The organism is Catenulispora rubra (genome assembly GCF_015356825.1).
In the GTDB taxonomy this organism is placed as follows: Bacteria; Actinomycetota; Actinomycetes; order Streptomycetales; family Catenulisporaceae; genus Catenulispora; species Catenulispora rubra.
The window spans coordinates 16,119-42,286 of record NZ_JAACYW010000007.1; the positions used below are offsets into that span (position 1 = coordinate 16,119).

Sequence of the window (26,168 nt, forward strand, 5' to 3'; positions counted from 1 at the left end):
CCCGGCGTTCCGTTGGGCGTCGGAACGATCAGTTAATCTCGGAGCCATGCCCCGTCTCGCGCTGTTCGACCTGGACGACACCCTGATCTCTTCGAAGGGCGCCTTCATCGCCTGGACCGAGGAGCTGGTCGCGGCCCACGGCGCCGCGGGTGACGTGCGCTGGTTCGCCGACCACGAGCACATCTACTGGACCGGCGCGCCCGACGACGCCTTCCGGGGCCTGGTCGAGCACTTCAAGCTGGACGCCGATCCGGCCGAGCTGCTGACCGACTACCGGCTCCGGATGGTCGACCTGCTCAAGCCCTTCGCCGGGGTGCTGGACGGCCTGGAGGCGCTGCGCGACGCGGGCTGGCGGATCGGCATCGTCACCAACGGGTTCGGCGAGTTCCAGAACGCCAAGATCGACGCCGTGGGGCTGCGCGCCTTCGTGGACGTGGTCTGCATCTCGGACGTCGAGGGCAGCTGGAAGCCCGAGTCGAAGATCTTCCAGCTGGCCTCGGAGCGGGCCGGGGCGCCGCTGGAGGGCGGCTGGATGGTCGGCGACTCCCTGACCTCGGACATCGCCGGCGGCAACGGCGTGGGCCTGCACACCGCGTGGATCCGGCACGGCCGTCGGCTCGGCGCCACGGACCCGCAGCCGGAGCAGGTCGTCGAGGCCACCGCCGAGGCGTTCGAGCTGATCCTCGGCCGGCCCTGAGGTTCTTCGCACCGTTCCGCGGCGACCGGCTCGCAGGGCGGACCAATCCGGCTTGACCTTGCCGTAACGGAAGCTTCTACCTTCGAGGAAGTGGTCGGAAAGCCCGGCTGCACATCGATGGGAACCGCCATGAGTTGGTCGATCGCGCAGGTGGCGCGCATGTCCGGGGTGACTGCCCGTACTCTGCGCCACTACGACGACATCGGACTCCTCAAGCCCGACCACGTCGGCGCCAACGGCTACCGCTACTACGAGGAAGCACAGCTGCTGCGTCTCCAGCAGATCCTCGTCCTGCGCGAGCTCGGGCTGGCCCTGGCCGACATCGCCGAAGCGATCGACTCCGAGCCGGACACGCTGGCCGCCCTGCGCCGCCAGTACGGCCGGCTGATCGTCGAGCGCGACCGGCTGTCGCGGGTGGCCGAGACCGTGCGGCGGACCATCGTCGAGCTGGAAGGGAAGCCAGAGATGTCCGTGCACATCAACCGGCCGGAGAACCTCTTCGAGGGGTTCGACCAGTCGCAGTACGACGACGAGGCGCGCGAGCGCTGGCCCGAGGAGTTCGAGCGGGCCCAGGCCAGGCGCGTGACCATGACAGACGAGGACATGCGGCGCTGGCAGCGCGAGGCGACCGCGGCGATGATCCGGATGGCGGAGTTCATGGCCGCCGGCACGCCGGTCGACGATCCGGCGGTCCAGGACGAGGTCCACCAGCACTACCAGAGCATCTGCATCTGGTGGACGCCGAACCGCAACGCGTACAGGTGCCTGGGCCAGATGTACGTCGACGACGAGCGCTTCAAGGCGAACTATCAGAAGATCGCCGAAGGCCTCGCCGAGTACCAGGCCGCCGCGATGGCCGCCTATGCGGAAGCGCGCCTGATCGACTAGTACAAAGCAACTGGTAGGGATCCCGCTTAACGGAACAACGCAGAAGCGTCCCCTCCGCGGCCAGTGCGGAGGGGACGCCGTTCTATTCTCGCCCGAGCACCAGCTCCACGTCTTCCGACTCTTCGTCTGTGCAGATCTCGTCGTAGAAGCGGTCCCTCCTACGGAGCAGTACTACAGCGACGAGTGCGGACACCAAGGACCCGAGCAGCACTCCGCCCTTGGCGAGGTTCAGCACGCCTGGGGAGTCGGAGAAGGCGAGCTCGGCGATCAGCAACGAGACCGTGAACCCGACACCGGTCAGGGCGGACACCGCCGCGATGTCGCGCCACCGCAGTTCGTCGGACAGCTCGGCCCGCGTGAAGCGCGCAGTGAGGTAGGCGCCGCCGAACACCCCCACCGCCTTGCCGATGAACAAGCCTGCGGCGATCGCCAGAGGGATCCGATCGCTCACCAGACTGCCCAGCGTCTTGCCGCCGACATAGACGCCCGCGGACATGATCGCGAAGACGGGGACACAGAAGCCTGCGGAGAACGGCTGGAGTCGCCACTGCACCTTCTCCGCCGGTGACTGAGGTCCCTCGTCCTGTTCTCCGGAGTCGGCATGGTCGTCGTAGTCGTCGTGCTCGTCGCCGGTGTGCCCGCGCAGCATCAGGCCGATGGCGACACCGGCCACCGTCGCGTGGATCCCGCTGGAGTGCACTGCGATCCAGATCCCCAGACCCAGCGGCACGTTCAGCCACAGGCTTCCTATCCGCATCCGCTGCAGGACGTAGAAAGCGACGATCAGTACCGCCGCGATCGCCAGCGCGACGGTGTCGATCTTGGCGGTGTACGCGATCGCGATGATGATGATCGCACCGAGGTCGTCGACGACGGCCAGGGTCAGCAGGAACGCGCGCAGTGCCGACGGCAGGTTCTGGCCGACGACCGCCAGGACGGCCAGAGCGAAGGCGATGTCGGTGGCGGTGGGCACGGCCCAGCCGTCGCCCGCGTTCGTGTGACCGGCGCTGACCAGGAGGTAGACGGCGATCGGCACCATCATGCCGCACAGCGCAGAGATCACCGGCAGTACTGCGGCACGCGGGTTCGACAGCTCGCCGGCCTGCAACTCGTGCTTGAGCTCGATCCCGGCCACGAGGAAGAAGAACGCGAGCAGGAAATCGGCGGCCCAGTTCGCCAGCGACAGGTCCAGGTGCCACAGGTGCGGACCGATGACTGTGTTCTTGACGGTGTCGTAGGAGGCGCGCCAGGGGGAGTTCGCCCACAGCAGTCCGACGATCGCGAAGACGATGAGCAGTGCGCCGCCGACCGTCTCGGTCCGCAGGACCGCCGCCACGTGCCTGCGCTCTATGCGCTTCAACCGCGCAAATGCGCGTATTGGGGCGGCGGGGCGGTCCGGGGGCGTCATCAGGCGTCCTCATGGCTCGGGGGTCGGCGTCGGACGGGTGGTGATCAACGGACCACTACCCATGCCGACCAGACTTCCCGGCGCTCCTAGGCTGTTCAGGCTACCGGAGTGTGAGGAACCCGTGTGCGATGGTCCGGCTCCTGAGAATGCGGAACCAGAGACCGCAACCAGAACGCGGAACCGCCGGGTGCACGGGCCCTGAGGCCCGTGCACCCGGCGGTCGGTAACGCGTTTGCGAACTGGAGCGGACTGGATCAGTCCTCGTTCGCGTGCGGCAGCTTCGCCTTGATCAGGTCCATGACCGTGGAGTCGGCCAGGGTCGTGGTGTCGCCGACCGCGCGGTCCTCGGCGACGTCCTTCAGCAGGCGGCGCATGATCTTGCCGGAGCGGGTCTTGGGCAGCTCGGCCACGATCTGGATCTGCTTGGGCTTGGCGATCGGGCCGATCTCCTTGGAGACGTGCGCCTTCAGCACCGCGTCCAGGTCCTCGGTCTCCTCCTGGCCGGCGCGCAGGATGACGAAGGCGACGATGCGCTGTCCGGTCGTCTCGTCCTTGGCGCCGACCACCGCGGCCTCGGCGACCGCAGGGTAGGAGACCAGGGCCGACTCGACCTCGGTCGTGGAGATGTTGTGGCCGGAGACGAGCATGATGTCGTCGACGCGGCCCAGCAGCCACAGGTCGCCGTCCTCGTCCTTCTTCGCACCGTCGCCGGCGAAGTAGTAGCCCTGCTCGGCGAAGCGCGCCCAGTAGGTGTCGACGAAGCGCTGCTGGTCGCCCCAGATGCCGCGGGCCATGGAGGGCCAGGGCTGGTCCAGGACCAGCAGGCCGCCGTGACCGTTCTCGACGATGGTGCCTTCCTTGTCGACGACGTTCGCCGAGATGCCCGGCAGCGGCCGCATGGCCGAGCCCGGCTTGGCCTCGGTGACGCCCGGCAGCGGGGAGATCATGATCGCCCCGGTCTCCGTCTGCCACCAGGTGTCCACCACCGGCGTCCGGCCCCCGCCGATGTTCTCCCGGTACCAGATCCACGCCTCGGGGTTGATCGGCTCACCGACCGAACCCAGCAGCCGCAGAGAGCTGAGGTCGAACTTGGCCGGGATGTCGTCGCCCCACTTGGCGAACATGCGGATCGCGGTGGGCGCGGTGTAGAGGAGTGTGACCTTGTACTTCTGGACGATCTCCCAGAAGCGGCCCTGATGCGGGGTGTCGGGGGTGCCCTCGTACATCACCTCGGTGGCGCCGTTGGAGAGCGGCCCGTAGACGATGTAAGAGTGTCCGGTGACCCAGCCGACGTCGGCGGTGCACCAGTAGACGTCGGTCTCCGGCTTCAGGTCGAACACCGCGTGGTGGGTGTACGACGCCTGCGTCAGGTAGCCGCCGGTGGTGTGCAGGATGCCCTTGGGCTTCCCTGTGGTACCGGACGTGTAGAGGATGAACAGCGGGTTCTCACTGTCGAACGCCTCCGGGGTGTGCTCGGTGCTCGCGGCGCCGACGGCGTCGTGCCACCAGACGTCCTTGGCGCCCCACGCGACGTCCGCGCCGGTGCGCTTGACGACGAGCACGTGCTCGATGGTCTCCGCGCCCTCGGCGGCCTCGTCGGCGTTCGCCTTGAGGTTCACGGTGCCGCCGCGGCGGTGGTAGCCGTCCGCGGTGATCAGCAGCTTGGCGCCGGCGTCCTCGATGCGCGCGCGGAGCGCGTCGGGGGAGAACGCCGCGAACACCACGGAGTGCACCGCACCGATGCGCGCACAGGCGAGCATCGCTACAGCGGTCTCCGGGATCATCGGCATGTAGATCGCGACCCGGTCGCCCTGGCGCACCCCGAGCTCGGTCAGGGCGTTGGCGGCCTTGGAGACCTCGTCCTTGAGCTCGGCGTAGGTGATGGCGCGGGAGTCGCCGGGCTCCCCCTCGAAGTGGATCGCGACGCGGTCGCCGTTGCCGGCCTCCACGTGCCGGTCCACGCAGTTGTAGGCGACGTTGAGCTTCCCGCCGACGAACCATTTCGCCACCGGCTTGCCCGACCAGTCCAGCACCTCGCTCCAGGGGGCGCCCCAGGACAGGCGCTGGGCCTGGGTCTCCCAGAACGCCAGCCGGTCCGCCTCAGCCGTCGCGTACGCGTCGGCCTTGACGTTCGCGGCGGCGGCGAAGTCCGCGGGCGGCGCGAACCGGCGGTCCTCACGGAGCAAATTGGAAAGGGCCTCGTTCGACACCGTCTCTCCTCGTTCGATGCATTATGACAGCGGTCACACTTTATCCAGGCAGTAGCACACCAAGGGACGGCCCGGAACACAAGGGTTTCAGCCCGATTGGTATAGACCTTTTACCTGGAGACACCAGTACGCCGCCCACCGGGACCCGGTTCGGTGGGCGGCGTGCTCAAGGTGCCGCTTGATGATCAACGAGTGATGGACGGCTGATCACCGCGTCAGCGGGGCCAGGTCGGCAGGATCGGCTTCCCGTGCGTCTCGTTGGCGACACCGGCGCAGGACCCGTAGAAGGCCAGCGCCGCGGTGACCAGGCCGAGCCAGCCGCCGACCTTGGTCAGGCCGTCGGGGTCGGTGCTGTTCTGGAACTGGCCCAGCGCCAGGAACAGCCAGGTGACGGTGAGCCCGGCGGTGGTCAGCAGAGTGGCCCCGCTGGTCTTGAGGGCCGCCAGGGTGAGGTAGACCCCGATGACGGTCCAGCCGAGGAAGTACAGGCCGGTCGACTTGTAGTCGACGGCGGTCCCGGTGTGTGCCCAGTAGGTGGTCAGCCAGAACGCGCTCAGCGCACCGAAGAAGGTGGCGTTGAACGTGTTGCCGCGCCGGTACTCCCACATGGACATCAGCAGGGAGACCACGCCGCCGAAGACGACGGCGGTGGCCGCGGTGAGGCCGGTGAGCCCGGCCTCCTTGATCAGACCGGTGTTGTGGAACGACAGCAGCCCCAGTGACATGGCCAGGCCCGCCAGGCCCAGCGGCGCCGGATCGCCGAGCCGGGCCTCAGTGGTGGTGGTCTCGCTCACGACTTCGTCTCCCCTTCGTCGTGTCGCTTGGGCGGATCTCCGTTGACCCGCCCTGAGTTCACCGTAAGTAATCGGTGTCAAACTATGACAGAGGGGATAAGGGTTCGATCTACGGACGGTCCACCCGAGGCGTTCAACGGGTGACCAACGGAAGTCGAGCGGTCGGGGCCGCACGGTCAGCGGTGACTGAGCCGTTCGCGCACTTCACGGGTGTGCCGGCGGGCCACGGGGATGGACGTCCCGCTGACGATGACGGTCAGGTGGCCGCTCTCCCACCGGGCTTCGGAGACGGCCTCCACACGGACCAGGAAGCGGCGGTGCGTGCGGGCGAAACCGGCGCCGGACCAGTGTTCCTCCAGGACCGCCAACGGGATGCGGACCAGGTGGCTGCTCTCGGTCGTGTACAAGCGCACGTAGTCGCCCTGGGCCTCCGCATAGGAGACGTCTTGGCGCGGGACGAAGCGCGTGACGCCGGCCAACTCCACGGGGATGACGTCATAGGGCCCCGGTTCAGGGGCCCTATGCGGTGCGTACGCCGGTGTCATCCGGCGGAGGGCTTCGGCGAGGCGCTCCGCCCGGACCGGCTTGAGGAGGTAGTCGGAGGCGTGCAGGTCGAACGCCTCCAGGGCGAACTCTTCATGCGCGGTCACGAAGACGATCTGCGGAGGGGTGGCGAACTGGTTGAGGAGCGCCGCTATCTCCAGACCGTCCAGGCCCGGCATACGGATGTCTAGGAACAGTGCGTCCACGGGAGAGTTCTTCAGAACCCTCAACGCCTCCTCCCCGTCGTTGGCGGTCCGTACGGAGGAGACGCGGGGGTCGCGGGACAGGAGGTAGGCGAGTTCGGCGACGGCCGGGGGCTCGTCGTCGACCACGAGCACGCGCAGGCCGGTCGGCGTCGCGATGGTCATGCGGTCTGTCGTCCCTACTTCTTGGGGATCCGGATCACCACGGTGGTACCCGCTCCGGGCCCGGATTCGATCGCCAAGCCGTAGGCGGTCCCGTAGACCGCGCGCAGCCGCTCGTGGACGTTGGACAGGCCGACCGAGGTGCGCGTGCCCGGCTCGGCCGGCGCGAGGGCTTCGCGCAGGACGTCCGGGGTGATGCCGACGCCGTCGTCCGCGACCGTGATGCGGTAGTGGTGGCGGGTCGGTTCGGCGGTGATGGTGACGTGGCCGGGACCGGGTTTGCCTTCCAGGCCGTGCCTTACCGCGTTCTCCACTATGGGTTGAACGCAGAGGAAGGGAACCTCTACAGGAAGCACCTCAGGGGCGATCCGCAGACTCACCTGGAGGCGTTCGCCGAAGCGGGCCCGTTCCAGCAGCAGGTAGCGGTCCACACAGCGCAGTTCCTCGGCGAGCGTCGTGAACTCGCCGTGGGCGCGGAACGAGTAGCGGGTGAAGTCCGCGAACTCCAGGAGGAGTTCTCTGGCGCGCGCTGGGTCCGTGCGCGTGAAGGAGGCGATGGCGGTCAGGGAGTTGTAGATGAAGTGCGGAGAGATCTGCGCACGCAACGCTCTGAGTTCGGTCTCCATCAGGCGGGTTCGCGACCGGTCGAGTTCGGCCAGCTCGATCTGCGTGGCGACCCAGTACGCGACCTCGCCGACGGCCCGTACCAGGGCCACGGAGGTGTTGGAGCTGTAGACGGACAGCGTCCCGATCGCAGTGCTGCTGCCGTCCCGGATCCCCCCGATGCTGCTCGGCGGGATGATCGGGGCGACGACCGCATGGCGGATCACGCAGGAGTCGCTGCCGCAGTGCACTTCCTCAGGGCCGAGTACACGGACGGTCCCGGACTTGAGGGCTTCTGTGGAGAGCTCATAGGAGTCCTGAGAATGCCGGTGCTGGCCGGCGCCGTCCCACGTGAGGGTGCGCTCGGTGTCGTTGAACGCCAGCGCCGCTGTGCCGAGGAGCGGCCGCAGATGCCGCGCGGCGCGGCGGGTGGAGTCCGGAGTCAGGCCGACGCGCAGGGGTGGGCCCGCCAGCGCGACAGCGTGCATGGCTGCGTAGGCGGCGCGCTCGGCGGACGTCCCGGCCAGACGGTGCCGCTGGACGGCACGGGACACCGCGACCGCCGGGGCGACGAGCGCGGCCACGATGCCGACGGTGGCGGGGTTGGATGCCACATGTCCCAGTCTGATGCGGTCAGGGTACGAAGTCGAGGGTGTCGGTGGCCTGATGTCGGCGCCGGGGGTGGTGATCGAGGCGATAGAGGCGGTCGAGGGCGGTCGAGGCGGGTGGTCGGCCCCTGGATCCGTTGAGAGACCGGTCCGGAGCGTGCCGGTCGTGCCCGGGCCGAGCCCCGGGTCACACCCGGGTCACATCCGGGTCGCGCACTCCGAACGGTCGTGCTATTTTCGTCTCGTGAGCAAGGGCGAGGAGACCCGCAGGCAGGTACTGGAAGCGGCCGTCGAGGTCGCGGCCATCAGCGGGCTGGCCTCGCTCACCATCGGCTCGCTCGCCGAGCGGACCGGGATGTCCAAGAGCGGCCTGTTCGCGCACTTCAAGTCCAAGGAGACGCTCCAGATCCAGGTCCTGGAGTTCGCCAGCGAGGCGTTCGTCCAGGACGTCGTCCGGCCGGCCGTGTCCGCTCCGCGCGGCGAGAAGCGGATCATGACGCTCTTCGAAAGCTGGCTGGCGGTGTCGCGCGACGGGGCCGCGGAGTGTCTGTTCGTCTCCGCGGCTTGGGAGTACGACGACCAGCCGGGTCCGGTGCGGGACCGCCTGGTCCGCATGCACCTGGACTTCAGCGACTCGGTGGCGCAGATGTTCCGGACCGGGATCGCCGAGGGCTTCTTCGCCGCCGACGCCGATCCGGAGCAGTTCGCCCACGACCTGCACGGGATCATGCTCATCTTCTTCCAGGCGCACCGGCTGCTCGGTGACGCCAGGGCCGAGGAGCGGGCCCGCCGTGCGTTCTCCCGATTGATCGAATCCAACCGCTAGAGGGGGTCATCCATATGACCGCGTCATCGTCGTCGCGTAAAAAAAGCACGACCGTTCGTGCTAAAAAGGGGCTGGGGGTCGGTGCTGTGCGGACCGCGTTCGGGGTACTGGAGGTCGTCGCGCCGGGACCCGGCGCGCGCTGGGCCGAACGCATCTGGCTGACCGTGCCCAAACGGCCCTGGCGGCCGAAGACACCGATCGCGGTGTCCGCCGGCGAGCCGTTCACGATGACCGTGCGGCGCAGCACTGTGCACGGCACCGTGTGGGGCACGGAAGGGCCGGTCGTCTATCTCGTCCACGGCTGGGGCGGCGTGGCCGAACAGCTCGACGCCTTCGTGGAGCCGCTGCTGGCCGCCGGGTGCCGGGTCGTGTCCTTCGACGCGCCCGGCCACGGCAGGTCTACGCAGAGCTTCGCAGGACCTGGGCGCGCCACGCTTCCCGAGTTCTCAGAGAGCTTGTCCACAGCTGTGGATCGTTTTGGAGAAGCGCATGCGGTGATCGCGCACTCCTTCGGTGCTGCCGCAGTCGTCCTGTCGGCTCTCGACGGCCTCTCTATAGGGAGGCTCGCTGTAGTGGCGCCGATGAGCGACCCGATCGGGTTCTCCTATGAGTTCGCCAAGATGCTCGGCTTCAGAGAACGGATACGCAGGGGCTTCCTCAGGGTTCTGGAGAAGCGCGTGGGGACGTCCATGGACAGGTTCGACATCCCGCAACGGATGCGTTCTGAGGACCTGAGCGGTCTGCCGCCACTGCTGATCGTCCACGATCTCGGCGACCGCGAGGTCCCGGTGGCCAACGGCGACCGGCTGGCGCGGCTGTGGCCCGGAGCGGAACTCGACACCTGGACCAGCCTCGGCCATTTCCGGATCCTGACGGACCCGGACGTCGTGCGGAAGGTGACGGCGTTCAGCTCTGTGCCGCGAACGCTTCCGGTCCCATGACGAAGTCCGGGTCTACCTGGGCGCCGAGGTCCACGCCGGTCGCGCGGTCGCCCCAGGCCTGAGCGTTCTTCAGATGGAAGTGGACCGCCTGCCGGGTGAACTTGGCCCAGTCCTGCGACACGGCGTCCACTTCCAGCTGGAGGCGTGCCAGGGCGGTGCGGTTGGCCGGCTCGAGCGTGTCGAAGCCCTTGTCCCGGCCCTGCTCCTGCGCGCGGACGTAGTGCGAGGCGCCGAGGCAGGCCACGAGGTCGGCTCCGGTGTTCTCGCGCAGGTAGGCGACGTCGTCGGGGCCGGTGACCTTGTTGCCGACGACGCGGATGGCGACGTCGTACTCCTTCGCGTACTCGCGGTACTGCTGGTAGACGGACACCGACTTGCGGGTCGGCTCCACCACCAGGCAGGTCAGGTCGAAGCGGGTGAACAGGCCGGAGGCGAAGGCGTCCGCCCCCGCGGTCATGTCCATCACCAGGTACTCGTCGGGCCCGTCGACCAGGTGGTTCAGGTAGAGCTCGGCCGCGCCGATCTTGGAGTGGTAGCAGGAGACGCCGAGGTCCTTGTCCTCGAAGCCGCCGGTCACCATCAGCCGGACGTTCTCCAGCTCGCCGGTCAGCCGCGCCGCACACAGGCTGTGGACGGCGTTCTCCTCTTCCAGCCGCACGAGGCGTGACCCGCGCCCCGGCGGCGTGGTCTTCACCATGGCCTCGGTGCCGGCGATCCGCGGGTTGTCGCCGCGCAGGTAGTCCTTGATCTCCGCCAGGTGCGCGGACATCGGGGTGAGCGCGGCGGCTTGGTCCTCCGGAAGGCCGAGTGCCACCCCGAGGTGCTGGTTGATGTCGGCGTCCACGGCGACCACCGGGCGGCCGCCGGCGGCCAGGTGTCGGATCAGGAGGGCCGAGACCGTGGTCTTGCCGCTGCCGCCTTTGCCGACCAGGGCGATGCGCATGCCGGGACCTCCTTGCGCCTGGGGTGGGAGCACGTCGCGGGCCTCCCGGGGGAGGTCCGCGGCTGATGACAACCATTTTCAATAAAACCGGTACGCGCCGAGTCTCGACGGCGCCGGCGCGGCGCGTCAACCATGCGTCCTCCGATCGGGTGGCGGCCCGCTACTCGGCGGTAGGTAAAGTCCGGGGCATGGACACCCGCTCCCCGATCCGCCGCCTGGCCGCCGTCCCGAACGCCGCCGAGGCGGCGGAGACCGCCCGGGAGGCCGTGGACCGCGTGCGCCGGCACAAGGTGCTGCGCAGCCAGTCGGCCCGTGTCACCGCCGAATCGCAGCTGCGCGGCGCCCGGGCCTCGGCCGCCCTCGGCTCGCTGACCGAGCCCGGCACCGACTGGCCGCTGGAGGAGGTCCGCCGCCGCACCGACCTCGGCGACGAGGATGGCAGCGGCCTCCTGCGCGGCGCCCTGCGCATCTCCGGCGAACTGGGCACCCTGGCCCCGGTCTGGAAGCGCTCCCCGATCCAGGCCCTGTCGCGCATGCACCTGCTCGCCGCCGCCGGCCACCTCGACCAGGACAAGGTCGGCCGCCCCCGCGACCCCGAAGCGGCAGCCACGCTGAACACCCTGGCCAACGAACTCCGCGACCCGGCCACCGCCGACGTGCCGGCCGTCGTGGTCGCCGCGGCGGTCCACGCCGAACTCCTGGTGCACGAACCCTTCGGCTGGGCCGACGGCCTCCTGGCCCGCGCAGCGTCCCGCCTGATCCTCGCCGACCGAGGCCTGGACCCCCAGTCCCTGGCCGTGGTCGAAGCCGGCCACGTGGACCTCGGCACCGAGACCTACCTGGCCGCCGCCCGCGCCTACGCGACCGGCACCGACGAGGCCCTGGCCACCTGGCTCGCGCAGTACGCGGAGGCGGTCGCGCTCGGCGCCCGCGAGTCGCTGGCGGTGTGCGAAGCGATCATGCGCGGCTGACTTCTCGCCCTGCGGCGCTGTTGGGGCCCCGCCCCAACCAATGGGGGCAAACCACCTTCGAAGAAAGGAGCGCCCGCCCAGGATCGGCGGCGGGTGCGGACAGGTCAAGGCCCGGCGGGCGGATCGCCGCCGAAATTGCGCCGATCGTGGGCGCGGCGGCTCAGCTCCGCGCCAGTGTCGTCCCGCCGTTCACGTCCAGCACCACGCCGGTCGTGAAGCCGTTGCCGGCCAGGAACTGCACCGCGTCGGCGATGTCCTGCGGTTGCCCGACGCGTCCCACCGGGGTGGCCGCCGCCTGCTGGGCCATGAAGCCGTCGCGCTGTTCGCCCAGCGGGTGCCACCAGGCGGTGTCGATCACGCCGGGGGAGACCGCGTTGACGCGGACCGGGGCCAGTTCGGCGGCCAGGGGGCGGACTGCGGCGTCCAGGGCGCCGTTGGCCGCGGCCAGAGCGGTGGTGCCGGGGAACGCTGCGCGGGAGCTGCCGGCGCCTATGAATGTCACCGAGGCGTTCGGTGCCAGGTGCGGCAGGGATGCCTTCAGGATCCTGAGTTGGGCGAACACCTTGCCTTCGAAGCCTTCGCGCAGGGCCTCGTCGGCGAGGTCGGCGAGGGTGCCCAGGCCGACCATGCCGCCGCTGACCGCGAGGACGAGGTGGTCGATCTTCTTGTCCGCGGCTGCGAACAGGGCGTCCACGTCCTCCTGGCGGCGGGCGTCGGACTGGAAGACGCGGACCGGGTGGCCGATGCGCTCTGCGGCCGCGTCGAGACGTTCCTTGGTGCGGCCGGTGATCAGGACGTCGGCTCCGTCGGCGGCGAACGCGCCGGCGATCGCCTCGCCGATGCCGTGGCTGGCGCCGATGACGTACACGGTCTGGCCGGTGAACTTCCCCGGAGTGGCGTTGGTGGCGGCCGTGGTGGTGGACATGCGGGTCCCCTCCGTCGGGTGACTCTTTGTCGAAACGATCCGTCTCGACAATTATTGCCGAGACGACGCGTCTAGACAAATCCGTTAGGCTGCCGGTCATGGAGCGCCCGCACACCGGAAGACGCCGCAACGAAGCAGCCCGCGAGGCGATCATCGACGCCGCGATCGCCCTGCTTCAGGAGGTCGGCTACGAGGGCTTCACGATCGAGCGCCTGGCCCGGGACGCGGGGGTCGGCAAGCAGACGATCTACCGCTGGTGGCCGTCCAAGGCCGCGGTGATCGCCGAGGCGGTGGGCACGCGTGCGCAGCACACCATCCCGCTGCCCGACACCGGCACGCTGGCCGCCGACCTCAGGGAGTTCTTCCAGACCACCTTCCCGCAGTCCGAGGACCCCAAGGTCCTGAGCGAGCTGAAGAGCATGATGGTCGCCTCGATCGAGAACCCCGAGGCGGCGCGGCCCTTCCACGACTTCCTGGCCAGCCGCCGCGCGACCCTGCGGGTCCTGCTGGAGCGCGGCGCGGCGCGCGACGAGGTGGCCGCCGACGCAGATCTGGACTTCCTCACCGACCTGGCCTACGGCCTGCTCTGGTACCGCGGTCTGGTCGGCCACCGGCCGCTCGACGGCGAGGCGGCGCACAAACTCGCCGACGCACTTGTCGCGGCCGCTGCGAATTCGCAGTAATCCCCGCGAAGGGGAGCGAAACGGAAAAGGTCAGCGGTGCCGCTGCGCAAGCGGCACCGCTGTTACGAATGACACCGAGAACGAGTTAACAAGCGTCTCTTGTCCGTAGTCGCCTTCCAGGTCCTCGCTGTACTCTCCGTCTGCCTGGCTGGCTGGCCCCTTAAGGGGTCGGTCTTTGCGTGGGTTCCCGATTCGGTGTCGAGGTCTAGCGGCCTTGTGCCAAACCATTCCTTCTCTTTGAGTTGGGAGGTCGCCGGGCCTTGCTTTCTTTCTACGACCGATCAAGGTCGGTGCCAAGGGCTACTGGCCGGTTTTTACCCGTTGTCGACTGAATGGGGGAACAATGGCGCCTCACGTTGCACAGCGGTCTCAGACGTGCTCAGCAGCACCGCTCGGAGCCGCCCGTTCGCCTGGATCCGCCCCTTGTGCACGGCTCTCGCTAGGGTGAAGTCATGCGCGCCATCACGATCGCCGAGCCGGGCGGACCGGAGCAGCTGGTGTGGACCGAGGTGCCGGATCCGGTCGTCGCGGCCGGCGAGGTGCTGATCCAGGTCACGGCGTCGGCGGTGAACCGCGCCGACATCATGCAGCGGATGGGCCACTACTCGCCCCCGCCGGGAGCCTCGCCCTATCCGGGGCTGGAGTGCTCCGGGCGGGTCGTCGAAGTCGGCGCCGGGGTCAGCGGGTTCGTGCCCGGGGACGAGGTGGTCGCGCTGCTGGCCGGTGGCGGATACGCCGAGCTGGTCGCGGTGCCCGCGGGGCAGGTCGCACCGCTGCCGAAGGGCATGAGCGCGATCGACGCCGGCGGGCTGATGGAGACCGTGTGCACCGTATGGTCGAACGTCTTCATGCTGGCCGGGCTCAGCGCCGGCCAGACCCTGCTGGTCCACGGTGGATCGAGCGGCATCGGGACCACCGCGATCCAGCTCGCGCACGAGCTCGGCGCGACGGTGATCGTCACCGCCGGCAGCGCCGCGAAACTCCAGGCCTGCCGCGATCTCGGCGCCGACGTCGCGGTGAACTACCGCGACGAGGATTTCGTGGAGCGGGTACGGGAAGTCACCGAGGGCCGCGGCGTGGACGTGATCCTCGACAACATGGGCGCCGCCTACCTCAACCGCAACGTCGACGCGCTGGCGGTGAACGGCCGGCTGGTGATCATCGGGTTGCAGGGCGGCGTCAAGGGCGAGGTGAATCTGAACACGCTGCTGCGAAAGCGGGCCGACATCAGTGCAACCACTCTGCGTGCGCGGCCGTCTGAAGAGAAAGCGCAGATCGTCGCGGCGGCGCGGGACGCCGTCTGGCCGCTCATCGAACAGGGCCGCTTCCGGGTCGTCGTCGACCGGGTGCTGCCGATCGACCGGGCGGCCGAGGCACAGCGGATCGTGGAGGACAGCGGGCACGTGGGCAAGGTCCTGCTGGACGTCGCGGCGGCGGGAAGCGCCGGCTAGCCGGGAATGCCCGTGCGGAAACAGCATTTGAATCTAGGGACGGATACATGACGGGATTGAACGGCGACATCTTCGGAGCGATGAGCATGAGCCTGAACAACGACCCCGACGCCGATGACCACGGCGATCTGGCCGGCCGGGTCATCGTGGTGCCCTCCGAGGCCCACGGGGACGACGAGTCCGGCGAGAACCCGATGAACGTCGCCGAGATGGTCGAGCAGCCCGCGAAGGTGATGCGGATCGGCTCGATGATCAAGCAGTTGCTGGAGGAAGTGCGCGCCGCGCCTCTGGACGAGGCCTCCCGGGCCCGCCTGCGCGAGATCCACCGCTCCTCGATCGCCGAGCTGGAGAAGGGCCTGGCCCCGGAGCTGGTCGCGGAGCTGGAGCGGCTGTCGCTGCCGTTCGCCGAGGACGAGGTCCCCAGCGAGTCCGAGCTGCGCATCGCCCAGGCGCAGCTGGTCGGGTGGCTGGAGGGGCTCTTCCACGGCATCCAGACGGCTCTGTTCGCGCAGCAGATGGCCGCGCGGGCGCAGCTGGAGCAGATCCGCCGGGCGCTGCCGCCCGGGTCCGTGCCGCCCGGCGCGGGCCTGGCCGCCGACGGCGAGCAGCCCGGGCGGATCAGCGGCGCCGGACCGTACCTGTAGCCGTCGCGGCGCCGTCCAGGAAGGCGTCCAGGACCTTCGTGTAGTTCTCCGTCCACCACGGCACCAGTGCCGCGGTGGCGGGGAACAGCGAGTCCGCGCGGTGGTCGGCGTGCTGGTAGTGCCATGTCAGGATCCAGAAGTCGGTCAGCCGCTCCCACCAGACGCGGCGCACGGAGTCGGTGAGCTCCCGCTCGGAGAAGTGCGGCCGAGCCGCGACGTACCCCCCGATGAACGCCCTGACCAGATCCAGGTCGAGCTGACCTGAGTACTCCCCTGTGAAGAACACTAAAGCGGTGCTCACCACCTCGTCCCCACAAGGTGCGACTGCGGTCTTCTCCCAGTCGACGACCGCCGTGACCCGGCTTCCGGGTTCCATCCCCGACCACATGACGTTCCCGGCGTGGAAGTCGCCGTGGATGTAGCCGACGGTTCCGACGGCGTTCGGGGCGGGGCGTAGGTGGGCGACCTCGGGAATGAGCGCTAAGCGCTCCCGTAATCGGTGCGCGGAGAGCGCGTCCATCTCGCTCTGGACGGCATCGGTGTTGGTGTCGGCATCGGTACCAGCGCCGGCATCGACCAGGGCCAGCAGCTGTTCGGCCTCGGCGACGGCACGCTGTTCGGAAGTGGTCGCGACGAACAACGGCTGCGGAACCTGCGGAAGAACTCGCGCCAGGCCCGTGTGGATGTCGGCCAGCACCGCGCCTAAGCAGAACGCGTCAACATCCTGCATATGTCTGCTGTGACGGTGTACTCCGTCGTTCCACGGGAACACTGCAAAAGGGCGTCCCCGTACATATGCGACTGTACGGCCATGTAAATCCCTGAGTGGGGCGACTGCGGGGAGACCCGCCGCCTGTAATCGGATCACGGCTTCGTGCTGCCAACGCAGTGTCCGGTCCGCGGAGCGTTTGCGGCCGTGCTCGTCGGGGAGCCCGGATCCGATTCCCCGCCAGGGCAGATAGTGCTTCAGGAAGTAGTGCCGGCCGGGCGAAGTAATCTGATATGACCGATTGAGAAGTCCGCTGTCCACCGGGCGGAAAGCGGTCGGCGCAGGCAGCCCGAACCGCAGAAACAGCGCCTGGAGTGGCCCTGATGTCTCCGGCATGCGCGCACTCTACATTGCGGATCATCCTTAACCTGCGCTTTATGTGGCGTGACTAGCCTCGAATGAACCAGTGGACATCCCGCGCGCCCTCCGTGAGGGTGGCAGGACATGGCAGCGCCCCGGCCCGGGCGTGGGGAGGCGGACGGACTATGGCGGCGAGCGCGGCGAGGGGACATCGTCGTGCGCCCAAGCGCAGTAGTCGGTCTCCCCTGCGGGCCGTCGCTCTGTTCGTCATAAGCACCGCGTTGGTCGTGGGTTCCGGAGTGGCGTTCGGCTACGCCACGCACCACTTCGGCAGCCATCAGAGCACCGACGACGCCAGCATCGTGCCTCCCCCGACCGGTCCGCTCGACACGTCGGCCACGGACAACTCGGCCCCCGGCGCGAAGCCGGGCGCGGCCGCGCCAACCACTCCGCACCTGGCGCCCAAGGTCACCGGGCCGGGCACGGTGACGACGCTGAACGTGCCGTCGGCGGACGACGACATGAAGACGCGGCCGGTCGACGTCTACCGGCCCGCGGTACCGGCGAACGTGGTGCTGCCGGTGGTCTACCTGCTGCACGGCGTGCCCGGCGAGCCGGACCGCATGATGGAGGCCGTCAAGGACGTCCTGGACCAGGCGTTCACCTCCGGCGCCGAGGCGCCGTTCATCGTGGCGGTGCCGACCGGCGGCGGCAACGCGCACAACGACACCGAGTGGGCCGACGCGCAGGACGGCAAGGACATGGTCGAGTCCTACCTGATCAAGAACGTGATACCGGCCGTTGAGGGCAACTCGCCGCGGTCGGCCAGTATGCGCGCGATAGTCGGCTTCTCGATGGGCGGCTACGCCGCGGCCAACCTGACGCTGCGGCACCCGGATCTGTTCAGCCAGTTCGTCTCGCTGGCCGGGTACTTCCACGTCGACGACCCGGACGGGATGTTCGGCTCGGACAGCCGGGTGGAGGCTGCCAACACGCCGGACGACATGGTGCAGAAGGCGGCCGGCAAGCGGGTGCTGCTGCTGGAGGACCAGGACGAGACGGACTCCCTGATCCAGGGCCAGGCCGCCGAGTTCGCGCAGCGGCTGCACGACTGCGCCTGCGGCGTCGACCTGTCCTGGCACATCGAGCCCGGCGGGCACTCCTACGACTTCGTCACCGCGTCCTTCCCGAAGGTGATCACGTTCCTGGACCAGGGCTTCACGGTGGGGAGCAGCGCCTCGCAGTCGCCGTCTTCGGCCGGCCCGAGCGCCTCGCCGTCAGCCGGGGCGTCGACTGGGGCCTCGACCACGGCCTCGGGCGCCACCTCGTCCACCGGGTGACGCCGGGTGACGCCGGGTGACGCCGGGTGACGCCGGGTGACGCCGGGGCTGCGATGTTTCACGTGAAACATCGCTCGCGGGTGCTCAGTTCTGCTGCTTGGGCTGCGCGGACGTGTCCTCGTCCAGGCCGAGCATCTCGCGCTCTTCCTTGCTGAGCCGCTCGGTGCCGGTGCGTTCGGCGGGCCCTGCGGCAGGTGCCGAGGCCGGCGTCGGAGCCGTACGAGCTGCGGGGTTCTTGTCCACGGGAGCGGTCGTAGTGATCGCCGGCGCCGGGGACGTCGTCGCGGCCGTGCCGTACGTGCTCTGATCCGCGGTCTTCGCCGCGGGCCGCTCGGCGGTCGCGGTCCGCATCGGCCGTCCGGCCATCATCAGGGAACCGATGATCATCAGCAGCCCGCCAGCGAACGCGTAGGCCACCCCGGAGCCGAGCCCGCGATTGTTCGCCCCGGTGATGGTCAGCTCGCCGGCCGCCTGGCCCTGGCGCACCATCCACAGGATCGTGAAACCGAGCGCGACCACGCCGGCGGAGGCCACCATCGCCCGGGAGCGCAGCAGCACGCCGGCCACCGCCAGCACGGCCATGACCAGGAAGACCAGGAAGACCGAGTCCATCACCCCGGACCCCGAGGGCGTGACCCCGGACCCGAAGACCTCGTAGAACTTGTAGGCACTTCCGTGCCGGTTGTTGTACCAGGGCTGCCAAGGGCTGACGAGCGTGGCCGCCGCGCCGATCAGCGCGAGGAGACCGCCGAGGACGTTCCGCATGTTCCAGGCTCCTTCCACCGGCCCCCACAAGCCGACGGTAAGGCGCGGGTCGGTAGCGTGCACCTCGACGCCCGGTCGCGGAGCCGTCCGGGCGGCATGATCGCCGAAATCTTTTTGTGAGGTTTCCGGGCAGGTCAGAAGCATTTGGCGCATCAAAGTTGAGTGCCATCCGCGCAACCTTTTGACTTCGACCCACCGCACCGTGCATCATTGAGCGAACTCGACTCAACCTGCCGCGGGCCTTCCCCACGCAACACGCGACGCACAGCAGACACGTGGCAGCAACGAAACGTCTTTCGCGGAGGAATCCCCATGGCACGTCCGGTCGGCATCGACCTCGGGACGACGAACTCCGTCGTCTGCGTCCTGGAAGGTGGCGAGCCCACCGTCATCACCAACGCCGAGGGCTCGCGGACGACCCCGTCCGTGGTGGCCTTCGCCAAGAACGGCGAGGTGCTGGTCGGCGAGGTCGCCAAGCGCCAGGCCGTCACCAACGTGGAGCGCACCATCCGGTCGGTCAAGCGCCACATGGGCACCGACTGGAAGATCAACGTCGACGACAAGGCCTTCACGCCGCAGCAGATCTCCGCGTTCATCCTGCAGAAGCTCAAGCGGGACGCCGAGTCCTACCTGTCCGAGAAGGTCACCGACGCGGTCATCACCGTCCCGGCGTACTTCTCCGACTCCGAGCGCCAGGCCACCAAGGAGGCCGGCGAGATCGCGGGCCTGAACGTCCTGCGCATCGTCAACGAGCCCACCGCCGCGGCCCTGGCCTACGGCCTGGACAAGGGCGAGGGCGACCAGACCATCCTGGTCTTCGACCTCGGCGGCGGCACCTTCGACGTCTCCCTGCTGGAAGTCGGCAAGGACGACGACGGCTTCTCCACCATCGAGGTGAAGGCCACCAACGGCGACAACCACCTCGGCGGCGACGACTGGGACAACAAGGTCGTCGAGTGGCTGGTGACCCAGTTCAAGAACGCGCACGGCGTGGACCTGTCCAAGGACAAGATGGCCATGCAGCGTCTGCGCGAGGCCGGCGAGAAGGCGAAGATCGAGCTGTCCAGCTCGACCGAGACCTCGATCAACCTGCCCTACATCACCGCCAGCGCCGAGGGCCCGCTGCACCTGGACGAGAAGCTCACGCGCTCGCAGTTCCAGCAGCTGACCTCGGACCTCCTGGACCGCTGCAAGACCCCGTTCCACCAGGTGATCAAGGACGCCGGCGTCTCGCTGAGCGTGATCGAGCACGTGGTGCTGGTCGGCGGTTCCACCCGCATGCCGGCCGTGGCCGACCTGGTCCGCGAGCTGACCGGCGGCAAGGAGCCGAACAAGGGCGTCAACCCGGACGAGGTCGTGGCCGTCGGTGCCGCGCTCCAGGCCGGTGTCCTGAAGGGCGAGGTCAAGGACGTCCTGCTGCTCGACGTCACCCCGCTGTCCCTGGGCATCGAGACCAAGGGCGGCATCATGACCAAGCTGATCGAGAAGAACACCACGATCCCGACCAAGCGCTCGGAGACCTTCACCACGGCCGAGGACAACCAGCCGTCGGTGCAGATCCAGGTCTACCAGGGCGAGCGCGAGATCGCGGCGTACAACAAGCGGCTGGGCATGTTCGAGCTGACCGGCCTGCCGCCGGCGCCGCGCGGCCTGCCGCAGATCGAGGTCACCTTCGACATCGACGCCAACGGCATCGTCAACGTCTCGGCCAAGGACCTGGGCACCGGCAAGGTGCAGTCGATGGTCATCACCGGCGGCTCGGCGCTGCCGAAGGACGAGATCGACCGCATGATGCGCGAGGCCGAGCAGTACGCCGACGAGGATCACAGCCGCCGCGAGGCCGCCGAGGTCCGCAACCAGGCCGAGTCCCTGGTCTACTCGACCGAGAAGTTCCTCAAGGACAACGAGGACAAGGTCCCGGGCGATGTGAAGTCCGAGGTCGAGGCCGCGATCGGCGAGACCAAGGAGGCCCTCAAGAGCGAGGACTCCGCCACCATCCGCTCGGCTTCGGAGAAGCTGGCGACCACCAGCCAGAAGCTCGGCGCCGCGCTCTACCAGCAGGCCCAGGCCTCTGGCGAGGCGGCCGGCGCTCCCGGCGGGGAGTCCGCCGGCGCCACCGGTGCCGGTCCGGAGCAGGACGACGTGGTGGACGCCGAGATCGTCGACGAGGGCAAGGGCGGCCAGGCCTGACGCAGGCCCGCCGCAGGGTTCCACCTGACGAGCGAAGCACTACGGCTAGACGGCGCCGCGCGGAGCGGCCGATCATCTCCAAGGGTGATCCGGCTCCCGCGCGGCGCCACCCCCAGCGACACTGAAGCCTTCCCGACTGTGGGGAAGCGGCGGGTTCAGGAGGACCTTTCGTGAGCGACGAGTACGCGGCCGAGCCGGGAGGCGAGGGAGAGCGCGCCAACCTCGCGGTGACCGAGCTGCTGGCCAAACTCGCCGAGCGGACCAATGAGCTGCAAGGTGTGCAGGCGGAGTTGGCCGAACGCACCAACGATGTGCAGCGGCTGCAGGCCGAGTTCAGCAACTACAAGAAGCGCGTCGAGCGCGACCGGCAGGTGGTCAAGGAGACCGCGGTCGCCGGGGCGCTGTCGGAGCTGCTGCCGGTGCTGGACGACATCGGCCGGGCCCGCGAGCACGGCGAGTTGGAAGGCGGCTTCCGGCAGGTCGGCGAGGCGTTCGAGGCCGTGGTGGCCAAGCAGGGCCTGGCCCGGTTCGGCGCGGCCGGCGAGATCTTCGACCCGAACCTGCACGAGGCGCTGCTGAGCACCACGTCCCCGGACGTGGACGAGGTGACCGTGGCGGTGCTGTTCCGCCCCGGCTACCGGATCGGCGAGCGGGTGGTCCGTCCGGCACAGGTGCAGGTCGCCGAGCCCGGACCGGCCCCGGAGGCCGAGCCGGCCCCGGAGCCGGCCAAGCCGAAGCCCGGGCCCGCCGCGTCGGCCGCGAAGAGTGCGCCGAGCGGTAATGGGAACGGGAACGGGAACAGTGCCGGCAACGGCACCGGGAACAAGGCAGCGGCCGATGCGGCTGTGGAAGTCGACGACGACGACGATTCGGGGCTGTGAGCCCGGGCCGGCGACGAGGGCGACGCGTGAACGACATGGCACAACCCGGACGGGAGGCGTGGGTTTAGGTGGCCGTCAACAAGGACTACTACAAGATCCTCGGAGTCCCCAAGGACGCGCCGGCTGCCGACATCAAGAAGGCCTACCGGAAGCTGGCGCGTCAGTACCACCCGGACGCCAACAAGGGCGACGCGGCGTCGGAGGAGAAGTTCAAGGAGATCTCCGAGGCCTACGACGTCCTGTCCGACGACAAGCGGCGCAAGGAGTACGACGACTCGCGCTCGGTCTTCGGCAACGGCGGATTCCGGCCGCCCGGCGGCGGCGCCCCCGGCGGGTTCAACTTCGACCTCGGCGACCTGCTCGGCGGCCTGTTCAACCGCACCGGCGGCCCGACCACCGGCACCGGCACCACCGGCCGCACCACCCAGGCGCGGCGCGGGGCGGACGTGGAGTCGGAGGTGACGCTGAAGTTCAGCGACTCCATCGACGGCGCCACCGTCTCGCTCCGGCTGACCTCGGACACGCCGTGCTCGGCCTGTTCGGGCACCGGCGCCAAGGCCGGCACCACCCCGCGCGTGTGCCCGACCTGTTCGGGCACCGGCCAGGTGAGCCGGAACCAGGGCGGCTTCGCCTTCTCCGAACCCTGCCGGGACTGCAAGGGCCGCGGCCTGCTGGTCGACGACCCCTGCCCGGTGTGCCACGGCTCCGGCCGGGCCGCCAGTTCCCGGACGATCCAGGCCCGCATCCCGGCGGGGGTCCGCGACGGCCAGCGCATCCGGCTCAAGGGCAAGGGTGCCTCCGGCGAGCGCGGCGGCCCGGCCGGCGACCTGTATGTGGTGGTCCATGTGAGCCCGCACGCCGTCTTCGGACGTGAGGACGACAACCTGACCGTGACCGTGCCCGTCACCTTCCCGGAGGCGGTCCTCGGAGCGGAGATCCAGGTCCCGACCCTGGGCGGCATGCCGGTGACGGTGAAGCTGCCGGCCAACTCGCAGAACGGCCGGGTGCTGCGCGTGCGCGGCCGCGGCGTGGCGCGCAAGGACGGGTCCAAGGGCGATCTGCTGGTGCGCTTCGAGATCGCGGTCCCGGCCGAGATCGGCGCCGACGCCCGCGCGGCGCTGGAGAAGTTCCAGGAGGCGACCGGCAACCACCACCCGCGGGCGGAGTTGCTGGACGCCGCGAAGGGAGAGTGACGGACCGATGGCCAAGAATCCGTTCCTGCCGCTGACCGAGGAAACCCCGGTCTACGTGATCTCCGTCGCCGCGCAGCTGGCCGGGATGCACCCGCAGACCCTGCGCCAGTACGACCGGCTGGGCATCGTGTGCCCGGAGCGCACCGGCGGCGGTGGCCGCCGGTACTCCGCACGCGACGTCGACACCCTGCGCGAGGTGCAGCGCCTGTCCCAGGACGAGGGCGTGAACCTGGCCGGGATCAAGCGCATCCGCGAGCTCGAGGAGCAGGTCGCGGCGCTGTCCCGGCGGATCGCCGAGCTCGAGGCCGTGACGCTCTACCCGACCGGGAAGAGCGCGGTCCCGCCTCGCCCACCCGTGGCACCGCCGGTCTCGCCGCTGCCCCCGGCCCCGCCGGGCTACCGCGGCGACCTGCTGCCGGCTCTGCCGGCCACGTTCACCACCGCCCTGGCGGTCTGGAAGCCCCAGGGCAAGTGACCCGAGGCGCGCCCCAGGGCGAGTGAGCCAAGGCGGGTGAGCGCCTGGCGCTCGGCGGAGCGCTGACAACTTAATGTTCGGGGGGCTTTTCTCTTGGAGGTTTCACAGTGGATTCGCAGAAGCTGACGACCAAGAGCCAGGAGGCCCTGAGCGTCGCGATCCGCGAGGCCACGCGCGCGGGCAACCCGCAGGTGGAGACGGTCCAGGTGCTGCTGGCCCTGCTCGGCCAGGTCGAGGGCACCACCCGGCCGCTGCTGGAGGCCGTCGGCGTGGACCGCGCCGCGCTCGGCAAGGCGGTCGAGGCCGCCGCCGAGCGCCTGCCGTCGGCCAGCGGCTCGACGGTCTCGGCGCCCACCCTGGCCCGCAACACCCTCAACGCCCTGAACGCCGCCGGCGACGAGGCCCGCAAGCTCGACGACGAGTACGTCTCGACCGAGCACCTGCTGGTCGGCCTCGCGCTGGGCGAGGACGGCACGGCCGAGCTGCTGAAGAAGGCCGGGGCCACCCCGCAGGCGCTGCGCGAGGCGTTCACCAAGGTGCGCGGCTCCTCGCGGGTGACGTCGCAGGACCCGGAGGCCACCTACCAGGCCCTGGAGAAGTACGGCGTCGACCTGACCGCCTCGGCGCGCGACGGCAAGCTCGACCCGGTGATCGGCCGCGACGCCGAGATCCGCCGGGTGGTGCAGGTGCTCTCGCGCCGGACCAAGAACAACCCGGTGCTGATCGGCGAGCCCGGGGTCGGCAAGACCGCGGTGGTCGAGGGCCTGGCCCAGCGCATCATCGCCGGCGACGTGCCGGAGAGCCTGCGCGACAAGCGCCTGGTGTCCCTGGACCTGGGCGCGATGGTGGCCGGCGCGAAGTACCGCGGCGAGTTCGAGGAGCGCCTGAAGGCCGTCCTGGCCGACATCAAGGACTCCGACGGCCAGGTCATCACCTTCATCGACGAGCTGCACACGGTGGTCGGCGCCGGCGCGACCGGCGACTCGTCGATGGACGCCGGCAACATGCTCAAGCCCATGCTGGCCCGCGGCGAGCTGCGGATGGTCGGCGCGACCACGCTGGACGAGTACCGCGAGCGCATCGAGAAGGACGCCGCGCTGGAGCGCCGCTTCCAGCAGGTCCTGGTCGACGAGCCGACGGTCGAGGACACCATCGCGATCCTGCGCGGCCTCAAGGGCCGCTACGAGGCGCACCACAAGGTCGCCATCTCCGACACCGCGCTGGTCGCCGCGGCCACGCTCTCGCACCGCTACATCACCTCCCGCTTCCTGCCGGACAAGGCCATCGACCTGATCGACGAGGCCGCCTCCCGGCTGCGCATGGAGATCGACTCCCGTCCGGTGGAGATCGACGAGCTCCAGCGCATCGTGGACCGGATGAAGATGGAGGAGCTGGCGCTGGCCAAGGAGCACGACCCGGCCTCCCGCGACCGGCTGGCCCGGCTGCGCCTGGACCTGGCCGACCGGCAGGAGCAGCTCAACGCCCTGAACGTGCGCTGGGAGCAGGAGAAGGGCGGCCTGAACCGGGTCGGTGAGCTCAAGCAGCGGCTGGACGCGATGAAGTCGCAGGTCGAGCTGGCGCAGCGGTCCGGCGACTTCGAGACCGCCTCCCGGCTGCTCTACGCCGAGATCCCGGCGGTCGAGGCCGAACTGGCCACCGCCTCCACCTCGGTGGACGAGGCCGAGACGGCCGCGCCGATGGTCAAGGAGGAGGTCGGCCCGGACGACATCGCCGAGGTGGTCGGCGCCTGGACCGGGATCCCGGCCGGCCGGCTGCTGGAGGGCGAGACCGAGAAGCTGCTGCACATGGAGGAGCGGCTCGGCGAGCGGCTGATCGGCCAGGTCGAGGCGGTGGCCGCGGTCTCCGACGCGGTGCGGCGGGCCCGCGCCGGGGTCTCCGACCCGGACCGCCCGACCGGCTCGTTCCTGTTCCTCGGCCCCACCGGCGTCGGCAAGACCGAGCTGGCCAAGGCGCTGGCGGACTTCCTGTTCGACGACGAGCACGCCATGGTGCGCGTCGACATGTCGGAGTACTCCGAGAAGCACTCGGTGGCCCGGCTGGTCGGCGCCCCTCCCGGCTACGTCGGCTACGAGGAGGGCGGCCAGCTGACCGAGGCCGTGCGCCGCCGGCCGTACTCGGTGGTGCTGCTCGACGAGGTCGAGAAGGCGCATCCGGAGATCTTCGACGTGCTGCTGCAGGTCCTGGACGACGGCCGCCTCACCGACGGGCAGGGCCGGACCGTGGACTTCCGCAACACGATCCTGATCCTCACCTCCAACCTGGGCACCGCCGGCTTCGACCTGACGGTCGACGAGGCCCTGGACCCGGTGCAGGCCCGGCTGGACCGGCGCCAGCGGGTGGACAGCGCGGTGCGCGCGGCGTTCAAGCCGGAGTTCCTGAACCGGCTGGACGCGCAGGTGGTCTTCGACCCGCTGGGCACGACCGAGCTCGGCCGCATCGTCGGCATCCAGGTCGGCAAGCTGGCCAAGCGCCTGGCCGACCGCCGGCTGGGGCTGGAGGTCAGCCCGGGCGCGAGCGACTGGCTGGCGATCGCCGGCTACGAGCCGGCCTTCGGGGCCCGTCCGCTGCGCCGCCTGGTGCAGTCCGCGATCGGCGACCCGCTGGCCCGCAAGCTGCTGGCCGGCGAGATCCGGGACGGGGACACGGTGCGGGTGGACGTGGACGTCGAGAACGACGCGCTGGTCATCACCTCGCAGTCGCCGCAGTCGCCGCAGTCGCCCCAGTCGTAATGGAG

Annotated in this window: 23 protein-coding genes; 14 read left to right on the forward strand and 9 right to left on the reverse strand. The window is 69.6% G+C overall.

The annotated features are described in order from the left end of the window. Positions 1 to 46: 46 nt before the first annotated feature. Together GWK61_RS04065 and GWK61_RS04070 are read left to right on the forward strand one after the other, a co-directional pair. Positions 47 to 697, forward strand: a complete 651-nt coding sequence (locus tag GWK61_RS04065) for an HAD family hydrolase (protein WP_194905062.1) — start codon at positions 47 to 49, stop codon at positions 695 to 697. 129 nt (positions 698 to 826) lie between these two features. Further along, positions 827 to 1,585 carry a MerR family transcriptional regulator gene (locus GWK61_RS04070; RefSeq protein ID WP_194905064.1) on the forward strand — a complete coding sequence of 253 codons (759 nt, stop codon included), beginning with the start codon at positions 827 to 829 and terminating at the stop codon, positions 1,583 to 1,585. Between the two features lie 82 nt (positions 1,586 to 1,667). Here GWK61_RS04070 and nhaA read toward each other — a convergent pair whose 3' ends face one another. The 5 genes from nhaA to GWK61_RS59255 all read right to left on the reverse strand — a co-directional run bounded on the left by nhaA (position 1,668) and on the right by GWK61_RS59255 (position 8,122). After that, a complete protein-coding gene (nhaA, locus tag GWK61_RS04075; RefSeq protein ID WP_228561707.1) occupies positions 1,668 to 2,945 on the reverse strand; it encodes a Na+/H+ antiporter NhaA in 1,278 nt (425 codons plus the stop codon). A 302-nt stretch (positions 2,946 to 3,247) separates the two neighbouring features. Then, entirely contained in the window at positions 3,248 to 5,203 is a 1,956-nt protein-coding gene (gene acs, locus GWK61_RS04080; RefSeq protein WP_194905069.1) for an acetate--CoA ligase, read from the reverse strand. Between the two features lie 215 nt (positions 5,204 to 5,418). Next, positions 5,419 to 5,997, reverse strand: a complete 579-nt coding sequence (locus GWK61_RS04085; RefSeq protein ID WP_194905071.1) for an acetate uptake transporter — start codon at positions 5,995 to 5,997, stop codon at positions 5,419 to 5,421. Between the two features lie 176 nt (positions 5,998 to 6,173). Beyond that, the gene (locus GWK61_RS04090; protein WP_194905074.1) at positions 6,174 to 6,908 is read right to left on the reverse strand and encodes a LytR/AlgR family response regulator transcription factor; all 735 of its coding nucleotides are present in this window, start codon (positions 6,906 to 6,908) and stop codon (positions 6,174 to 6,176) included. Between the two features lie 14 nt (positions 6,909 to 6,922). Continuing rightward, positions 6,923 to 8,122 (reverse strand): sensor histidine kinase, encoded by a 1,200-nt coding sequence (locus GWK61_RS59255; protein ID WP_194905076.1) that lies wholly within the window; start codon positions 8,120 to 8,122, stop codon positions 6,923 to 6,925. Between the two features lie 238 nt (positions 8,123 to 8,360). On the opposite strand from GWK61_RS59255, the gene GWK61_RS04100 reads away from it, so the two are divergent. Next, positions 8,361 to 8,942, forward strand: a complete 582-nt coding sequence (locus GWK61_RS04100; RefSeq protein WP_194905078.1) for a TetR/AcrR family transcriptional regulator — start codon at positions 8,361 to 8,363, stop codon at positions 8,940 to 8,942. An 86-nt stretch (positions 8,943 to 9,028) separates the two neighbouring features. Next, positions 9,029 to 9,883, forward strand: a complete 855-nt coding sequence (locus tag GWK61_RS04105) for an alpha/beta fold hydrolase (protein WP_194905080.1) — start codon at positions 9,029 to 9,031, stop codon at positions 9,881 to 9,883. On the opposite strand, the gene GWK61_RS04110 is transcribed toward GWK61_RS04105, so the two are convergent. Continuing rightward, positions 9,849 to 10,826 (reverse strand): ATP-binding protein, encoded by a 978-nt coding sequence (locus GWK61_RS04110; protein WP_194905082.1) that lies wholly within the window; start codon positions 10,824 to 10,826, stop codon positions 9,849 to 9,851. The two genes, GWK61_RS04105 and GWK61_RS04110, sit on opposite strands and share 35 nt — an antisense overlap. A gap of 188 nt (positions 10,827 to 11,014) precedes the next feature. On the opposite strand from GWK61_RS04110, the gene GWK61_RS04115 reads away from it, so the two are divergent. After that, positions 11,015 to 11,797 (forward strand): oxidoreductase, encoded by a 783-nt coding sequence (locus tag GWK61_RS04115; protein ID WP_194905084.1) that lies wholly within the window; start codon positions 11,015 to 11,017, stop codon positions 11,795 to 11,797. 160 nt (positions 11,798 to 11,957) lie between these two features. On the opposite strand, the gene GWK61_RS04120 is transcribed toward GWK61_RS04115, so the two are convergent. Further along, positions 11,958 to 12,722 carry an SDR family oxidoreductase gene (locus tag GWK61_RS04120; RefSeq protein WP_194905086.1) on the reverse strand — a complete coding sequence of 255 codons (765 nt, stop codon included), beginning with the start codon at positions 12,720 to 12,722 and terminating at the stop codon, positions 11,958 to 11,960. 98 nt (positions 12,723 to 12,820) lie between these two features. On the opposite strand from GWK61_RS04120, the gene GWK61_RS04125 reads away from it, so the two are divergent. The 3 genes from GWK61_RS04125 to GWK61_RS04135 all read left to right on the forward strand — a co-directional run bounded on the left by GWK61_RS04125 (position 12,821) and on the right by GWK61_RS04135 (position 15,500). Continuing rightward, on the forward strand, positions 12,821 to 13,405 hold the full coding sequence (locus tag GWK61_RS04125) for a TetR/AcrR family transcriptional regulator (protein ID WP_194905088.1): 585 nt from the start codon (positions 12,821 to 12,823) through the stop codon (positions 13,403 to 13,405). 452 nt (positions 13,406 to 13,857) lie between these two features. Then, positions 13,858 to 14,856 (forward strand): NAD(P)H-quinone oxidoreductase, encoded by a 999-nt coding sequence (locus GWK61_RS04130; protein ID WP_194905090.1) that lies wholly within the window; start codon positions 13,858 to 13,860, stop codon positions 14,854 to 14,856. 80 nt (positions 14,857 to 14,936) lie between these two features. After that, a complete protein-coding gene (locus GWK61_RS04135) occupies positions 14,937 to 15,500 on the forward strand; it encodes a bacterial proteasome activator family protein (RefSeq protein ID WP_267254209.1) in 564 nt (187 codons plus the stop codon). On the opposite strand, the gene GWK61_RS04140 is transcribed toward GWK61_RS04135, so the two are convergent. Then, positions 15,475 to 16,605 (reverse strand): phosphotransferase enzyme family protein, encoded by a 1,131-nt coding sequence (locus tag GWK61_RS04140; RefSeq protein ID WP_194905092.1) that lies wholly within the window; start codon positions 16,603 to 16,605, stop codon positions 15,475 to 15,477. The two genes, GWK61_RS04135 and GWK61_RS04140, sit on opposite strands and share 26 nt — an antisense overlap. Positions 16,606 to 16,856: 251 nt before the next feature. Here GWK61_RS04140 and GWK61_RS04145 point away from each other — a divergent pair, with 251 nt between their 5' ends. Further along, positions 16,857 to 17,909, forward strand: a complete 1,053-nt coding sequence (locus GWK61_RS04145; protein WP_194905094.1) for an alpha/beta hydrolase — start codon at positions 16,857 to 16,859, stop codon at positions 17,907 to 17,909. 84 nt (positions 17,910 to 17,993) lie between these two features. On the opposite strand, the gene GWK61_RS04150 is transcribed toward GWK61_RS04145, so the two are convergent. Next, positions 17,994 to 18,674 carry a hypothetical protein gene (locus tag GWK61_RS04150; protein WP_194905096.1) on the reverse strand — a complete coding sequence of 227 codons (681 nt, stop codon included), beginning with the start codon at positions 18,672 to 18,674 and terminating at the stop codon, positions 17,994 to 17,996. Between the two features lie 312 nt (positions 18,675 to 18,986). Here GWK61_RS04150 and dnaK point away from each other — a divergent pair, with 312 nt between their 5' ends. The 5 genes from dnaK (at position 18,987) to clpB (ending at position 26,163) form a co-directional block, all read left to right on the forward strand. After that, positions 18,987 to 20,864, forward strand: coding sequence for a molecular chaperone DnaK (gene dnaK, locus GWK61_RS04155; RefSeq protein ID WP_194905098.1), 1,878 nt, complete (start codon positions 18,987 to 18,989; stop codon positions 20,862 to 20,864). A gap of 170 nt (positions 20,865 to 21,034) precedes the next feature. After that, on the forward strand, positions 21,035 to 21,745 hold the full coding sequence (gene grpE, locus GWK61_RS04160) for a nucleotide exchange factor GrpE (protein ID WP_194905100.1): 711 nt from the start codon (positions 21,035 to 21,037) through the stop codon (positions 21,743 to 21,745). Positions 21,746 to 21,813: 68 nt separating this feature from the next. Continuing rightward, positions 21,814 to 22,938, forward strand: a complete 1,125-nt coding sequence (gene dnaJ, locus GWK61_RS04165) for a molecular chaperone DnaJ (RefSeq protein ID WP_194905102.1) — start codon at positions 21,814 to 21,816, stop codon at positions 22,936 to 22,938. Positions 22,939 to 22,945: 7 nt separating this feature from the next. Next, positions 22,946 to 23,413, forward strand: a complete 468-nt coding sequence (locus GWK61_RS59260; protein ID WP_194905104.1) for a heat shock protein transcriptional repressor HspR — start codon at positions 22,946 to 22,948, stop codon at positions 23,411 to 23,413. A 107-nt stretch (positions 23,414 to 23,520) separates the two neighbouring features. Then, the gene (gene clpB / locus GWK61_RS04175) at positions 23,521 to 26,163 is read left to right on the forward strand and encodes an ATP-dependent chaperone ClpB (RefSeq protein WP_194905107.1); all 2,643 of its coding nucleotides are present in this window, start codon (positions 23,521 to 23,523) and stop codon (positions 26,161 to 26,163) included. The last annotated feature ends 5 nt before the right edge of the window (positions 26,164 to 26,168 follow it).

What these genes read in the sequence shown, in the direction of transcription:
- GWK61_RS04065 (WP_194905062.1), top strand. Translation starts at nt 47, where the DNA reads ATGCCCCGTCTCGCGCTGTTCGACCTGGACGACACCCTGATCTCTTCG.
- GWK61_RS04070 (WP_194905064.1), top strand. Translation starts at nt 827, where the DNA reads ATGAGTTGGTCGATCGCGCAGGTGGCGCGCATGTCCGGGGTGACTGCC.
- GWK61_RS04090 (WP_194905074.1), bottom strand. Translation starts at nt 6,908, where the DNA reads ATGACCATCGCGACGCCGACCGGCCTGCGCGTGCTCGTGGTCGACGAC.
- GWK61_RS04110 (WP_194905082.1), bottom strand. Translation starts at nt 10,826, where the DNA reads ATGCGCATCGCCCTGGTCGGCAAAGGCGGCAGCGGCAAGACCACGGTC.
- GWK61_RS04115 (WP_194905084.1), top strand. Translation starts at nt 11,015, where the DNA reads ATGGACACCCGCTCCCCGATCCGCCGCCTGGCCGCCGTCCCGAACGCC.
- GWK61_RS04120 (WP_194905086.1), bottom strand. Translation starts at nt 12,722, where the DNA reads ATGTCCACCACCACGGCCGCCACCAACGCCACTCCGGGGAAGTTCACC.
- GWK61_RS04125 (WP_194905088.1), top strand. Translation starts at nt 12,821, where the DNA reads ATGGAGCGCCCGCACACCGGAAGACGCCGCAACGAAGCAGCCCGCGAG.
- GWK61_RS04130 (WP_194905090.1), top strand. Translation starts at nt 13,858, where the DNA reads ATGCGCGCCATCACGATCGCCGAGCCGGGCGGACCGGAGCAGCTGGTG.
- GWK61_RS04135 (WP_267254209.1), top strand. Translation starts at nt 14,937, where the DNA reads ATGAGCATGAGCCTGAACAACGACCCCGACGCCGATGACCACGGCGAT.
- GWK61_RS04140 (WP_194905092.1), bottom strand. Translation starts at nt 16,605, where the DNA reads ATGCCGGAGACATCAGGGCCACTCCAGGCGCTGTTTCTGCGGTTCGGG.
- GWK61_RS04150 (WP_194905096.1), bottom strand. Translation starts at nt 18,674, where the DNA reads ATGCGGAACGTCCTCGGCGGTCTCCTCGCGCTGATCGGCGCGGCGGCC.
- dnaK (WP_194905098.1), top strand. Translation starts at nt 18,987, where the DNA reads ATGGCACGTCCGGTCGGCATCGACCTCGGGACGACGAACTCCGTCGTC.
- GWK61_RS59260 (WP_194905104.1), top strand. Translation starts at nt 22,946, where the DNA reads ATGGCCAAGAATCCGTTCCTGCCGCTGACCGAGGAAACCCCGGTCTAC.